This is a genomic window from Corynebacterium meridianum (assembly GCF_016342265.1).
Classification (GTDB): Bacteria; Actinomycetota; Actinomycetes; order Mycobacteriales; family Mycobacteriaceae; genus Corynebacterium; species Corynebacterium meridianum.
In genome coordinates, this window is sequence record NZ_JAEIOS010000009.1 from 455,509 (window position 1) to 470,609 (window position 15,101).

The following is a 15,101-nucleotide window of genomic DNA, read 5'->3' on the forward strand; positions in this document are numbered from 1 at the left end:
CCCCGACGGGTGCGCCCACCCGATCAGGGCAGTGGTCGGGTCCCCTGGTCCGGATCGGATCCGCTCTGCGATGGGCCCGTCGACGTGTCCGGTTCCCCGGGGTCGCCCGTCTCCTCCTCCGTAGCCTCACCTTCCTCTGATTCGACGGGCTCGACGGACCCGGTGGACTCTCCGATTTCGCCGGGTTCGGTCTCGCCGGAATCCGTACCCGCCGGTTTCTCCGGGAACTCCCCCTCCACGCCGACCACCACACCGGGATCCGCGGGGTCTGCGGGGTCGCCGCCTTCGGATTCCGGGAAGGATTCACGGGAGGGGCAGACCGCTCCGGTATCCGGCTCCGCATCCGGATCTTCGTCACCGGCCGCAATGAGGTCCTCCTCGTCGACGACCTCTGCGGGTTCCGGCCCGTCGATGTCCCCGTCATCGGCCGCGGAGTCGGTGTCAGCTGCCTCCGGTTGTTCCACGGGAGCCGCCACCGCACCTTCGGCCCCGGTGTCCGGGGTGGTGCGACCGGCCTGCCGCTGACGCAATCCGACGAAGGCATTGACCACGGCCCCCACCGCCGCGAGCTCCACGGCCACGAGAACGGCGGTGAGGACGACCATCATCCCGCTGGGCCCGTAGACGCCGGCGGTACCGCCCGCCAGCCCGCCGACGATGAGGGTGAACACGCCCGCCCAGACACCCGCCGTGAGCACCTCCGGCCAGGTCCGCGGGGCGGTGCGGCAGTATGCGTGGGACGCGGTGCCCGCGAGCGCGAGTGGAATCACGATGAGCGCGAGCGCCCACCCGGCGACGGAGCCCGGGAAAGCGGCCAGGATGGGCAGCGGCGGCAACGGGACGACCGTCGCGTCGTAGAGGGACACCGATGCGTCCCCGATGTGGAACTCCGATCCGACCAGCACCGCGGCTCCGGCAACTGCGGCATCCGGGAGATAGAGCAGACTGACACCGAGGAGCCCGGCAGCGGCCGATCCTTCGTCGAAGGCGGAGAGCAGCTCACCCAGCACCCGCCAGTGCACGGCGAGCGACACCAGGACCAGTGCGAGCCCCGCGAACCCGAGGGACAGGGTGAACCGCACCGCCGGCGCCACGGGGTCGATGATCCTCGCCGGCACCGAGAATCTCCGTGCGAGTGCCCGCCAGAGCTTCGGCCCCATTCCTATACCGAGCGCAACGCCATGCAACAGCAGAACCCGGCCGAACACCGCCGCGAACGGGGGCACCTCCACCGGGAGAACGGGGCGGGCGTCGATAAGCATCACCGTGGCGGTCAGCGCCAGGAGAACCGGAACCACGAGGACACAGCCGGTGAGCACGGCCAGGTCCAGAACGGAGATCCGGTGACGGACCGCGACCCGGACCCGGTGTGCGACGAGCCACACGATTCCGAGGGCGGGGAGCATCGGAAGCTGGGACAGGACGGCAGAGTCGGACGCTACGGGAGCCAGGTTCACCGCGAGCCAGAGTTGGGCCACCGTGGCCGCGAGCGGAACGAAACCGGAGTCCGTGAGCATCAGCGCACACAGGGCGAGGAGAACGACGGCGGCGACGACGACCGCGTTGGGGATCAGGGCCACGGGCAGGAAGGCTCGCAACCGCCGCCGGAGGGAGCTGGCCTCCGCGGGCTGGGTTTCCGCACCGGCCTCAGCGGTCGGAGCGTTACGGGGGCGTCCCGGGGCTCCCGACTTCCGTGGACCGCCACCCGGGCGGTTTCGGGACATGCCGGGGCGATTCGGGCGGGGGTTCTGACGCGTCTTTCTGCTCACCGGTCCAACTGTGCCATCTTCCCCGCCGCCCGGGGCGCTGACACGACCAGCGGATTCCACCGGGCGGGGTACCCGCGGGGATCGGGATACGCGGAAACCGGAGGATGTCGGACCTCGTGACCGGATCAGACTCCGGTTCCCCGGCGTGATCCGGACGTACAGTGTACTGTTGCCCGGGTCGGACAGCCGACGACGATACGAGGTGTCAGACAAGTAGATCCAGATCAACTTCTCACACCCGGGGTGACGATCCTCACAAATTATATGTGGGAACGACTTGCCAGGTTTGTAACAAACCGTTATCGTTGTGAAGCGTTAGGTAACGGGACGGTCACATCAGACGATGTATCGGCGATTGTGGCGAAAAAAGATGGAAGAAGGCTTCATGCACAAGCAGGCTCAGCGGAAGACCGCAGGCGCGCACCGCAAGCAGTCCGTCTCGTCGAACGCCAAGAGCCGCATCGCTCTCGTCGCCGTAGCGACCGGAGCGGTTTCCACCGCGGGAGCGGGCGGCGCAGCCGCCGCCCACGCCACCCACCCGGCCCCCTCCGCCGAGGCGCGGAGCGAAACCCCCGACTACACCCTCGTCGCCGACTCGGCGGCACCGGTCATCGGCAGCTCGGAAGCCCCGCAGATCCTCAACATCGCGGAGTTCAAGCCGATCGACAACCTCGCGGAGCAGCTCAACAAGGCCATCCAGTACAACGCCGAGCGGATCGCCGCTGACCTCGCCGCCCGCGCCCCGAAGAGCTCGGCCCCCGCCCAGGGCACCCTCACGTCGACGTTCGGTGCCCGGTGGGGGACCCTGCACGCCGGCGTCGACATCGCCAACGCTCTCGGAACCGCCATCACCGCGGTCGAGGACGGCACCGTGATCGATGCCGGTCCCGCATCCGGCTTCGGCCAGTGGGTCCGCATCAGGCACGCCGACGGCACCGTTACCGTCTACGGACACATGGAGACCATCGAGGTGGCCGTCGGCCAGCAGGTTTCAGCCGGACAGCGCATCGCTGGAATGGGTTCGCGCGGTTTCTCCACGGGCGTACACGTTCACTTCGAGGTCCACCCCAACGGTGGCGGCGCCATCGATCCCCTCCCCTGGCTCGCCGAGCGCGGCATCTTCCTCTAGGCCTTCTTCGGCACAGCGGGAGCGGCAGACATTGCCCGCCTCGCCGCAATCAACACCGTACACGTCACGGATCACCCTGTGACGTGTCTTTTCGTGTGTCTCGGCGTCTGACGGAGCACCCCGTACCCGAAGATGCTCCCGGGAACGGGCGATCCGTCAGTTGCCGACAGGCGATCGTCATGAACCCTAGAGCTTCTCCATCGGGAGCCCCGCCATGAGCATGAGTCGGACCGTACCGGAGGACCCGAAATCGATGGTGGCGGAATCGTACGCCCCCACCGGAGCCACCTCCTGCACGGTCCCGAGGCCGTATTTGTCGTGGTTGACCCTGTCCCCCACCGCGAGCTTGAGCGCCGGGCGCCCGGAACCGCTCAACCGCGGACGCCGGGAGGCCCCGCCCGTCCCACCTGTCGATCCTCCGGATGTCGCGCCGTAGCGACCGCGGTAGGTCCCGCGATTCCCGACTCCCCCACCCCAGGAACCGCTCCCGGTCCCCTCGGGTTCCTCGCGGCGCCAGTCGATCAGCTCAGCCGGGATCTCCGCCAGGAACCGCGACGGGGGATTCGTCATGGGGTTTCCCCAGGAACTGCGCAGCACAGCCCTGGTCAGATAGAGATGCCTGCGGGCACGGGTGATGCCGACATAGGCCAGACGACGCTCCTCCGCCAGTTCCCCCGGATCACCGAGTGACCGCAGATGCGGAAACTGGCCGTCCTCCCAACCGGTGACGAATACGACCGGGAACTCGAGCCCCTTCGCGGTGTGGAGCGTCATCAGGGTGACGACCCCCTGATCATCATCGGGAATCTGATCGGCGTCCGCCACGAGGGAGACACGTTCGAGGAAGGCCTGCAGGCTACCGGGCTCCGGTTCTCCCGGCTCCGGCTCGTAGGTCCCGCCGTCCATCTCCTCGTAGGCGATCCGCATCGCGGCGTCGCTCGAGAACTCCCGCGCGACGGCGGTGAGCTCCTTGAGGTTGTCCAGCCGGGTCGCGTCCTGCGGGTCGTTCGATTTCTCCAGCTCCGCGAGGTAACCGGTACGCGTGCAGACCTCGGTGATGAGCTCCCCGAGATCCGGCATCCGGGTCTCCTCATTCACCGTGTTCGCACCCACCTCACGGAGCTCGGTGAGCAGGTTCACGAACCCGGCGATCGCGTTGCGTCCCCGGGCACCGAGCATGTCGACCTCACCGGCCGCGGCATCGAGCAGCGCACGGTGGAAACTGATGCGGTTGGTGTCCGCGTGCAGCGCGACGAACGCCTGCGCCCGGTCGCCTATTCCGCGCCGTGGGGTGTTGATGATCCTGCGGAGGCTCACGGTGTCATCGGGATTGTCCAGCACCTTGAGATAGGCGATGATGTCCCGGATCTCCCGACGTTCGTAGAACCGGGTGCCGCCCACGACGCGGTAGGGCACGCCGGAGCGGATGAACACCTCCTCCAGTGCGCGGGAGGCGTTGTTCGTCCGGTACATCACCGCGATGTCGGAGTACCGCATGCCCCTGTCCGCCAGGGAATCGATCTCCGCGGCGATGAAGCGGGCCTCGTCGTGCTCATTGTCGGCCACGTAGCCGACTATCGATTCGCCTTCACCGAGGGCGGTCCACAGCTTCTTCTCCCGCCTGCCCTCGTTCCGGGCGATGACCGCGTTGGCCGCCGAGAGGATCGTCTGCGTGGAACGGTAGTTCTGCTCGAGGAGAATGGTCCGCGCCTCCGGGTAATCCCGCTCGAATTCCTCGATGTTCCGGATCGTCGCCCCGCGGAAGGCGTAGATTGACTGGTCCGCGTCACCGACCACGCACAACTCACTTGGCGGCACTGCGTGGGGACTCTCCGGTTGCGGCGGTCCGACAAGTTCGGCGACCAGCCGGTACTGGGCGTGGTTGGTGTCCTGGTACTCGTCGATGAGCACGTGACGGAACCGGCGCCGGTAGTGTTCGGCGACATCCGGATGGGAGGCGAGGAGCCCGACCACCTCGCCGATGAGGTCGTCGAAATCGACCGCGTTGGAGCGCCGCAGCCGCGTCTGGTACTCGGCGTAGACCTCCGCGACGGTCATCGCGAACCTGTCCGCGGAGCGGGACGCCTGTGCCGCGGCGTCCGCCGGGTCGACGAGTTCGTTCTTCAGGTTCGAGATGGCGTTCGCCAGAGCCCGCGGGGTGAACTTCTTGGCGTCGAGTCCCCGCTCCTTCGCGATCATCCCGAGCAACCTGCGGGAATCGTCCGAGTCGTAGATGCTGAAGTTCGTGTTCAGGCCGTCCACGAGGCTCGCCTGTTGGCGGAGGATACGGACGCAGGTGGAGTGGAAGGTGGACACCCACATGCGCTCAGCCTGCGGCCCCACCAGGCCACGGACGCGTTCCCGCATCTCGGTGGCGGCCTTGTTGGTGAAGGTGATGGCGAGGATCTGCCCCGGATGCATGCCCCGGTGCGCGAGCAGATAGGCGATGCGCCTGGTCAGCACCGCGGTCTTGCCGGATCCGGCGCCCGCGACGATCAGCAGCGGGCCGCCGGTGTGTTCCACCGCGGCCCGCTGCTGATCGTTGAGCCCCTCGACGAGATCCGTCGGGGAGCCGAAGGCATCGGCGGCACTGTGCCCGGCACCGGGAATGTCCCGGTGCTCAGCCCCTCCACGGGGCGGTGTCGCGTCCCCGCCGCCGGAGCGGAACGGGGATGAAGGCTGGGTTCCATCGGACAAGGTGCTCATAGTTCCTCCAACTTACAGTTCCCATCAGACGGTCCCGGTTCCCCCTCCGGGACGCCCGCCCGCAGACGGTGGGCCATGCTCCCCTGCCCGCCACCACCCGGGCCCGTTCCGCCGTGGGCGTGGCAGAATACGGTGCATGAACGCCGAACGCTTCGAGATCCGCAGCCCCTCCGGGACAGATGACCCGTTGTCCGACGCCGAGATCCAGCTGTACCGGCAGGAGATCGACAGGCTCGACCGCGAGATCATCGCCGCGGTGAAACGTCGACGGGAGATTTCCCGGGCGATCGGCAAGACCCGGATGGGTTCGGGGGGGACCCGCCTGGTCCACGGCCGGGAGGTGGCGATCATCAACCAGTTCCGCGACGAGATCGGCGAGGAGGGGCCGGCACTGGCCGGGATCCTGCTCCGGATGGGACGCGGCAAGCTCGGCTGATCCGGTGCCGCCTCCCCGGGGATCACCCCCGGCCGGAGCTCACCGACGGGTCATCGTCGCCGATCCCACGGGCGCGCCGGTGCAGGAAATCGAGTTGCTCGCGCCATGACGTGAAGTCCCGGTCCCCGTCACCCGAACGGAAACGGAGCTCCGCGATCCGTTCGAGGCGCACGTACTCGCGGAGGACGTGCTCGATCAACGCGTCCGTCTCGGCATCGTGCCGTCGCGCGCATTCCCGGAGTTCAGCCAGGAGCTGCGTGTCGATCTCGATGTGGTTTCCGTGTCCGTCGCTCATGTCTCCACTCTCGCGCCCCGGGTGTCCGGTGTCAATGAGGTCAGTAGGCCGGACGCCACGTCCACGGTTCACCCCGGGCGTGACCGGATCGGTCCACCCGAGTGCCACCCCACGCGCACGGCCCCGACAACGCCCGGAGAAGCAACGACGGGAGGGATTCACCGCGTCCGGAATGCGGTGAATCCCTCCCGTGCCCGGTCGATGATCAGCTCGGCAACGAGATCAGCTTCGTCTCCAGGAACTCGTCGATCCCCTCAAGTCCGCCCTCACGCCCCAGACCGGACTGCTTGACGCCACCGAACGGCGCGGCCGGATCGGACAGTGCCCCCTTGTTGACGGCGACCATTCCGGCCTGGATCTTCTCCGCGGCGTCCAGTGCCCGGGTGAGGTTCTCGGAGAACACGTAGGCGGCCAGACCGAAGGGGGTGTCGTTCGCCATGCGGATCGCCTCCTCGTCGGTGTCGAACGTGGTGACCGATACGACCGGACCGAATATCTCCGCTGACCGGATCTCGGCGTCCTCCGGGGCGTCGGTGAGCACGGTCGGCGGGTAGTAGCTTCCGCCTTCGGGGACGTCGGGAAGCTCGGAGGTGTCGCCACCGAGAAGAACCTTCGCGCCCTTCTCCTTCGCGTCGTCGACGAGTTTCCGGACGGTCTCGAGCTGATCATCACCGGACAGCGGGCCGACGGTGGTGTCGGGATCGGTTCCCCGTCCGACGGTGAACCGGCGCATCCTCTCGACGACACCGGCCACGAACTCGTCCTTGATGGACGAGTGGACGAGGAACCGGTTCGCGGCGATGCACACCTGTCCCGCACCACGCATCTTCGCGGTGGCCACGGCGTCGACGGCCGAATCCAAATCGGCGTCATCGAACACCACGTACGGGGCGTTTCCGCCGAGCTCCAGCGAGACACGCACGGTGTTCTCCGCGGCCTTCGCCGCCAGCATCTGTCCGACCTCCGTGGACCCGGTGAACGTGAGCTTGCGCAGGCGCGGGTCCTCCAGCAGCGACGAGACGTTCGACGCCTTCGCGGTGGGCAACACAGAGACGACGCCTTCCGGAACACCTGCCTCGGACAGCAGCTTCGCCAGGTAGAGCATCGTGAGCGGTGTCTTGGAGGCGGGCTTGATGATCATCGTGCAGCCCGCGGCGAGGGCCGGTCCGAGCTTCCGGGTGCCCATCGCGAGGGGAAAGTTCCACGGGGTGACCGCGAGGCTCGGCCCCACGGGCTGCCGGGTGACCACCAGCCGGGCGTTACCGGACGGGCTGTGCCGGTAGTCCCCGGTGATCCTCACCGCTTCCTCGGCGAACCAACGGAAGAACTCGGCACCGTACGCGACCTCACCCCGCGAATCGGGCAGGGCACGTCCGAGCTCGGCGGACTGGAGGTGGGCGAGTTCCTCGGTGTGGTCCAGCACGAGCCGGTTCGCCCGGTAGAGGATCTCGGAACGTTCACGCGCGGGAGTCGCGGCCCAGGCCTCCTGAGCCGCGACTGCCGTGTCCAGTGCCCGGCGGGCATCGTCGCCCGTCGCGGACGCCACGGTTGCGAGGACGGAACCGTCGGAGGGATTGGTGACGTCGAAGGTTCCGCCGTCCGAGGCATCGACGAATTTCCCGCCGATGAACAGTTTCTTCGGGGCATCCCCGATGAGTGTGGTCAAGTTGATCGCGGAGTCAGTCATGCCCCCACTATGCCCGCTTTCCCGTCGGCGTGCGATCCCCGTTAACCGAATCGGGGTACGCACCTCTGCTTCCCGGCACCCCCACATGCCTCGGGGCGTCCCCGCGCGGGACAACCGGCCGGTTCTCAGGCTCGGCCCACGGGCGCGAGAACGACTAACGTGGGGATGTAAACGACGACACCGGGACCGGCGCAGTGCGGCACCCCGTCATCCCGACTGGTAATCCTCCCTGCGCCCGGCCCGGCGACCGACATCCCTATAAAGGAGACGTCCATGCCCAACGACATCACCACCACCCCGCAGTGGAAGGCCCTCGCCGAGCACTACCGGCACTTCGCCGGCACCAACCTCCGGAGCCTGTTCAGTGAATCCCCCGACCGGGCGGACAGGTACACGATCGATGCGGCCGGACTACGGGTCGATCTGTCGAAGAACCTCGTCTCCGACGAGACCGTCGACCTCCTGGTGGACCTCGCCGAGGCCGCCGACCTGAAGGGGCGCACCGAGGCGATGTTCACCGGTGAGCACATCAACATCACCGAGGACCGTGCTGTCCTCCACACCGCACTGCGTATGCCCGTGGAGGAAGAGCTCACCGTCGACGGCCAGGACGTCGCCGCGGACGTCCACGAGGTACTCGGCCGGATGCGGGACTTCTGCCACGCGCTGCGTTCGGGTGAGTGGCTCGGCCACACCGGTCACACCATCAAGACCGTGGTCAACATCGGTATCGGCGGCTCCGATCTGGGCCCCGCGATGGCGGTGAAGGCGCTGCGCTCCTACGCCACCGCCGGAATCGACGCGAAGTTCGTGTCCAATGTCGATCCGGCGGACATGATCGCCGCCCTCGACGGCCTCGATCCGGGCTCGACCCTGTTCATCGTCGCGTCGAAGACGTTCACCACCCAGGAGACGCTGGCGAACGCCCACGCCGCGAAACGCTGGCTGCTCGAGGCATTCGACGGTGACGAGTCCGCCGTGGCCAAGCACTTCGTCGCGGTGTCCACCAACGCGGAGAAGGTCGCCGAATTCGGTATCGACACGAACAACATGTTCGGCTTCTGGGACTGGGTCGGCGGCCGGTACTCGGTCGATTCCGCCATCGGACTGTCCCTTATGGCGGTCATCGGGCCGCAGGACTTCATGCGCTTCCTCGAGGGCTTCCACGACATGGACGTCCACTTCCGCACCGCCCCCATCCGCGAGAACATCCCCGCGCTCATGGGCCTGTTCGGTATCTGGTACGGCGATTTTCACCGTGCCGGCACCCACGCGGTGCTCCCCTATTCGGAGGACATGTCGCGGTTCCCGGCATACCTCCAGCAGCTGACGATGGAGTCCAACGGCAAGTCCGTGCGCATCGACGGCGCCGCGGTGAACTGCGCGACCGGCGAGATCTACTGGGGTGAACCCGGCACCAACGGTCAGCACGCCTTCTACCAGCTGATGCACCAGGGCACCCGCATGGTCCCGGCCGACTTCATCGGCTTCGCCCGTCCGAAGCAGGACCTGCCCACCGCCGACGGCACCGGCAGTATGCACGACCTGCTGATGAGCAACTTCTTCGCCCAGAGCAAGGTCCTGGCCTTCGGCAAGAACAAGAACGAGATCGCCGACGAGGGTGTGCCGGAGCACCTCGTCACCCACAAGGTGATGCCCGGAAACCGCCCCTCCACCACGATCCTCGCCGAGGAGCTGACCCCCTACATCCTCGGCTCCCTCATCGCCCTCTACGAACACATCACCTTCACCCAGGGCGTGATCTGGGACATCAACAGCTTCGATCAGTGGGGCGTCGAGCTCGGAAAGAAGCAGGCCGGTGACCTGCTCCCGGCCGTCACCGGTGCCGAGAAGCCTGAATCCGGTGACTCCTCCACCGACTCCCTGATCAACTGGTACCGGTCCAGGAAGTAGCTTCCACACCTCACCGGCCGTCAACCGAACGCCGTTCCCGTCCCCGCATCAGTCAGTGGGCCGGGACGGCGTTCGTTTTGTTCTGCCCCGTTTTCCATCCGCAGGTTGAAAGACGACGGATCGGGTCCCGCGAAATCGGGATCGGCGCTCACCGGCGGGCGCCTTTGGACCGGGACGGCGGTCCGGGCCGTCGGTATAGTCGAGAGGATGTGCAGATCAGCGCATCCTCGGCCCACGCCTGCCGACCGATGGAAGGTAACACCGTGAGCGACGAACACGTCAGCGTCCCCCACACCAGTCCCGACTTCCGCACCGAACTCGCCCGGCAACTCGCCGATCTGGCCCCCGAGATAGTCTGCGACGGAAAGCTCGACGTCGCGAGGCTGGCCGAGCTCCTCGACGACGATGCGGTGGCCGCGGGAAGCGAACGCTTCGGTCTCAGCTGGCCGGGCAAACGCGACGCACAACGTGTGGCGCAGATGCCGACGACCGCGACGCTCCGGCCCGACCGGGTGAACTCCAGGGACTGGGAGAACACCCGGAACGTCTTCATCGAGGGCGACAACCTCGAGGTCCTGAAGGTGCTGCAGCGGCACTACCACGGCAGGATCGCGATGATCTACATCGATCCCCCGTACAACACCGGCAACGACTTCGTCTACCGGGATGACTTCCGCGACGGTGTGGGGGCCTACCTGGACTGGACCGGACAATCCGACGGTAGCGGGCCACTCTCCTCCAACCCCGAGACCGCCGGACGCTACCACTCCAACTGGCTGAACATGATGTATCCACGCCTCAAACTGGCACGGAATCTCCTGGCAGATGACGGGATCTTCATGGTCTCCATAGACGACAACGAGCAGGCGAAACTCCGGGATCTCTGCGACGAGATATTCGGCGAGCAGAACTTCATCACCTCGCTGGTCCATCAGCGGGCGAAGGGCGGCGGACAGGCGAAGTACGTCGTCAAGGGACACGATCTCATCCACGTGTACGCCCGTTCCATCACACACGCCCCACCACTCGTACGGGAGAAGGTCATCCAGGGCAGGATCGTCCACCGGGACGGGGTCGCCCATCTGCGCAATGACGACGTGATCCGGAAGGTCTTCGGAAAGTACGGGAAAGGTACCGAACGGCGGTGTTTCTACGAGGAGATCGAGGAGCTGAAGGGCCCGGCCAAGAAGAGCGAGATCGACGCCGAGATCGCGTCAGGTGCCCTCGAACTCGAGGTCGACGAGAAGACGGGGAATCACATCGTCGTACGGTACGAGCCCGTGGACCAGGCGAAGTCGAAGATGTACTCCATCATCAAGGCCCTGTCCGAACGTGGGAAGAATGATCTCGCCGAACTCGGCATGGACGGGTACTTCTCCTATCCGAAGCCCACGGAACTGCTGAAGCTCCTGGTGTCCGCGGCCGTACCCGCCGACGGCACGGTGCTCGATTTCTTCGCCGGGTCGGGAACGACGGCGCACGCCGTGCTCGAACTGAATGCGGGGGACGGGGGACGACGCCGGTGCATCTCGGTCCAGCTTCCGGAACCGACCCGTGGGGATTCCGCCGCGCACGCCGCCGGTTTCCGGACCATCGCCGACATCTCCCGCGAACGCATCCGCCGTGCAGGCGACCGGATCGCATCCGGGGAGATCCACCGGAGCCACCGGGACGGGCAGCTCGACACAGGATTCCGGGCATACACACTGACGGACACGAACTTCGCCGGCTGGGGTGCGCGGGCGGACGCCTCTGCGGAGGAACTCGTCGATCTGCTCGAATCGACACGGGACCCGGTACGGGGTGACGCGTCGCCGGAGGAACTGTTCACCGAGACTCTCCTGAAGCTCGGCGGATCCCTGACCGAAACCTACGCCACCACCACCGTCTGTGGTCTCGAGGTGTTCAGTGTGGATCACGGGCGGGTGGTCGGCTACTTCGATCGGGAGCATTCCCCCACGTTCGGGCAGCTCCGCGGACTGGTGGACGCCACACGGGCACGGCTTATCATCCTGGAGCAAACCTTCCGCGGCGACGATGAGCTGAAGGCGAACCTCATGCAGCTGTGCAGGACCCGGGGCATCGCCCTGTCGATCGCGTAGAGGAGCACCGCGGTGAAATTCGTGTTCGATGACAGCCAGGCCCATCAGCTCGAGGCGATCGACTCCGTCGCCGATCTGTTCCTGGGGCAGCCCGCGGATGCCGGCGCCGGGCGCACCGGGTACCGTCTCGGGCACGATTCCCCGGCCCCCGGGAATCCGGGCACGCGGTCGGCAGGCGACCTCGACCTGGTGGACGAGATCGGCGCCGTGGGCAACAATCTGCTCCTGGACCGGGACACGATCCTGGAGAATCTGCGGAGGGTCCAGGACCGGGGCGGACTGGAGATCACCGATTCGCTGATCGACGGACTGCAGTTCGACGTCGAGATGGAGACCGGCACGGGCAAGACCTACGTCTACCTGCGCACCATACTCGAGCTGGCCAGGCGCTACGCCTTCCGTAAGTTCATCATTCTGGTACCGTCCGTGGCCATCCGGGAGGGGGTGCGCACCTCCATCGATCTGATGCGGGAGCACTTCCGCACCCTCTACCCGGATCAGCCCTTCGATTCGTTCGTCTACTCGGGGAAGCAGCCGGAGGAGGTGCGTTCATTCGCCACCTCCACGGGCGTGCAGATCATGGTGATGACCATCGCCTCGCTGCGCGGAGACAGGAACAACCGGATCATCCACCAGCGACACGACCGACTCAACGGTCTGGAACCGATCGAGTTCCTCGAGGCCGTTCGGCCGATCGTCATCATGGACGAACCACAGAACATGGAGTCCCTGCTGTCACGGTCGGCGGTCGGGGAACTCGACCCGCTGTGCACGCTGCGCTATTCGGCCACCCACCGCACCACCCGCAACACCGTGTACCGACTCGACCCGGTCGACGCCCACCGGCTCGGCCTGGTCAAACAGATCGTGGTCGCCGAGACCGTCCGGGAGGGCGAGGACACGACTCCGTACATCAGGCTGCTCCGGGTCAGAAACAAGCCGAGTTTCCAGGCCCGGCTGGAACTGATCGCAGTGGGCAGGGACGGAGCACTGAAGCGGTCCCGGAGATGGGTCAAACCGGGCGTGGACCTCGAGGGCCTCACAAGGAACCCGGCTTACGCGGGAAACTGGTGCATCGACGAGATCAGCCTCGCGCCGGAATACGTGACACTCACGAACCACCCGGAAAAGCTCATCGTCGGTGGGTCGATCGGCGGGGAGTCAGGAGACATCCACCGGGAGATGATCCGCGAGACCATCCGCGAACACCTGCGCAAGGCCTCCCGGGTGAACCCGGAGGGAATCAAGGTGCTGTCGCTCTTCTTCGTCGACAGGGTCGCCGACTACCTCGGATCGGGCAGCGACAACCTCGACGCCGACGGCGAATTCGCGAAGTGGTTCGACCGGATCCTCGATGAGGAGCGTGAGGGCAATCCGGACTGGGCGACCGCCGTGCCGGGTCCGGCGCGAGACCTGAGAGCCGGATACTTCGCGCAGATGCAGAAAGGCACGGGCACGACGAAGACCGTCACCTTCGTCGATTCCTCGGGAACGACCAGAAAAGACGATGACGCCTACGACCTCATCATGAGGGACAGGTCCCGGTTGCTCTCCACGGATGAGCCGGTCCAGTTCATCTTCTCCCACTCGGCACTACGTGAGGGCTGGGACAACCCCAACGTCTTCCAGATCTGCACCCTCCGCGAGATGGGCGGAGAGACCGAACGCCGCCAGACCATCGGCCGTGGGCTCCGGCTACCCGTGAACCAGACCGGTGAACGGCAAACCGACCGGAGCCTGGCGCAGTTGACGGTCATCGCCAACGAGTCGTACCGGGAGTTCGCCGCGGGACTGCAGGCCGAGTACACCCGCGGGAACGTCTCCGTCGGGCAGGTCCGCGAAGGCGAGTTCGCCCGCATCGCCGTCAGTGACGGCACCGGGGTGCACCGACTCGGTTTCGCGCGGTCGAAGGAGATCCACGGGCACCTGCGGCAGGCCGGCTTCATCGACGACAGGGGCGGGGTAGAGCCGTCTTTCCGTCCCGATGAACCCGGTTTCACTCTGCGATTACCCGATCCCTACACACGGATCGAGACCGAGATCATCGACCGGATCACCACCTGCGTCAACGGCATCACCCGGCCACGGAGGGACCGGACCAGCCGCAGGCTCAACAGACAGCTCTACTCCACCGGCGAGTTCGAGAGATTCTGGGGGACCATCACGGCCCGCACCACCCATCGGGTGAGTCTCGACCGTGGGCAGTTGATCAACGACACCATCGCCACGATCAGGAACGCGCCCCCGATCACCCCGGTCCGGGTCCGCGTCACCCGCTCGGATATCGCGATCACCCGTGGAGGTGCGAAAGCCACCGGTCGCGCGACGCGGACGAGTGCAACTTCCCAGAATCACCCGTTGCCCGACATCGCCGGCCAGCTTCAGGAGACCACCTGTCTGACCCGGCAGACCATCATCGACATTCTGATCGGGTCCGGCAGGCTGGCCGATCTCGCCGCGAATCCGAACGGGTTCACCGGGATGGTCAGAGACGCGATCGACACGCACCTCCCGTCGGCCCTGGTTGCCGGTGTCCGGTACGAGAAGACCGCGGGCTCCGTCTATGAACTGGGTGATCTCCGGGCGGACGCCATCGCGGAGGCGGAGAAGGACCGCTTCATCGACCGCCTCTACCGGGTGAAGAACACCGGAAAAACGGACTTCGACATCGTCGTCTGCGACTCGGACGCGGAACGGCAGCTCGCTGAGCTGCTCGACAACCGTGGGGACGTCAGGCTGTTCATGAAGCTGCCCGACAGGTTCCGGATCGATACTCCGGTCGGCCCGTACAGCCCCGGCTGGGCATTCCTCAAGGTCGGGGGCGGCGGTGAACGTATCTGCACGGTCCTCGACACCGGACGCACATCCGATCCGACCCGGCGAGATCCCTCGAAGAACGCGAAGATCGACGCGGCCCGAAAACACTTCGCGGCGATCGGCGTGAACTACGAGGTCGGAATACCGGGCGAATGGATCCTGTGACTCTGCCTCAGGTACCCGGTGAAGCGAGCACCGGGTACCTGGACCGAAGCCGCCCCCGGTTTTCGGGGTAGCGGGCGGGCA

General features: G+C 66.5%; 9 protein-coding genes. 5 read left to right on the forward strand and 4 right to left on the reverse strand.

From position 1 onward, the window contains the following. Positions 1 to 23: 23 nt before the first annotated feature. Positions 24 to 1,724 carry a cell division protein PerM gene (locus JDV75_RS02085; protein WP_198737582.1) on the reverse strand — a complete coding sequence of 567 codons (1,701 nt, stop codon included), beginning with the start codon at positions 1,722 to 1,724 and terminating at the stop codon, positions 24 to 26. Positions 1,725 to 2,154: 430 nt separating this feature from the next. Here JDV75_RS02085 and JDV75_RS02090 point away from each other — a divergent pair, with 430 nt between their 5' ends. Further along, positions 2,155 to 2,898 (forward strand): M23 family metallopeptidase, encoded by a 744-nt coding sequence (locus JDV75_RS02090; protein ID WP_198737583.1) that lies wholly within the window; start codon positions 2,155 to 2,157, stop codon positions 2,896 to 2,898. 186 nt (positions 2,899 to 3,084) lie between these two features. Here JDV75_RS02090 and JDV75_RS02095 read toward each other — a convergent pair whose 3' ends face one another. Beyond that, positions 3,085 to 5,604 carry a UvrD-helicase domain-containing protein gene (locus tag JDV75_RS02095; RefSeq protein WP_198737584.1) on the reverse strand — a complete coding sequence of 840 codons (2,520 nt, stop codon included), beginning with the start codon at positions 5,602 to 5,604 and terminating at the stop codon, positions 3,085 to 3,087. Positions 5,605 to 5,740: 136 nt separating this feature from the next. On the opposite strand from JDV75_RS02095, the gene JDV75_RS02100 reads away from it, so the two are divergent. Beyond that, complete coding sequence (locus JDV75_RS02100; RefSeq protein WP_198737585.1) at positions 5,741 to 6,040, forward strand: chorismate mutase; 300 nt, start codon at positions 5,741 to 5,743, stop codon at positions 6,038 to 6,040. Positions 6,041 to 6,062: 22 nt separating this feature from the next. On the opposite strand, the gene JDV75_RS02105 is transcribed toward JDV75_RS02100, so the two are convergent. Both JDV75_RS02105 and JDV75_RS02110 read right to left on the reverse strand, forming a co-directional pair. Continuing rightward, positions 6,063 to 6,335, reverse strand: a complete 273-nt coding sequence (locus JDV75_RS02105; RefSeq protein ID WP_198737586.1) for a hypothetical protein — start codon at positions 6,333 to 6,335, stop codon at positions 6,063 to 6,065. Positions 6,336 to 6,540: 205 nt separating this feature from the next. Then, entirely contained in the window at positions 6,541 to 8,022 is a 1,482-nt protein-coding gene (locus JDV75_RS02110; protein WP_198737587.1) for an NAD-dependent succinate-semialdehyde dehydrogenase, read from the reverse strand. 273 nt (positions 8,023 to 8,295) lie between these two features. Here JDV75_RS02110 and pgi point away from each other — a divergent pair, with 273 nt between their 5' ends. The 3 genes from pgi (at position 8,296) to JDV75_RS02125 (ending at position 15,020) form a co-directional block, all read left to right on the forward strand. Further along, complete coding sequence (pgi, locus tag JDV75_RS02115; protein ID WP_198737588.1) at positions 8,296 to 9,936, forward strand: glucose-6-phosphate isomerase; 1,641 nt, start codon at positions 8,296 to 8,298, stop codon at positions 9,934 to 9,936. Positions 9,937 to 10,199: 263 nt separating this feature from the next. Next, positions 10,200 to 12,038: a DNA methyltransferase gene (locus JDV75_RS02120; protein ID WP_198737589.1), complete on the forward strand. Its 1,839-nt coding sequence runs from the start codon at positions 10,200 to 10,202 to the stop codon at positions 12,036 to 12,038. A gap of 12 nt (positions 12,039 to 12,050) precedes the next feature. Next, positions 12,051 to 15,020: a restriction endonuclease gene (locus JDV75_RS02125; RefSeq protein ID WP_198737590.1), complete on the forward strand. Its 2,970-nt coding sequence runs from the start codon at positions 12,051 to 12,053 to the stop codon at positions 15,018 to 15,020. The last annotated feature ends 81 nt before the right edge of the window (positions 15,021 to 15,101 follow it).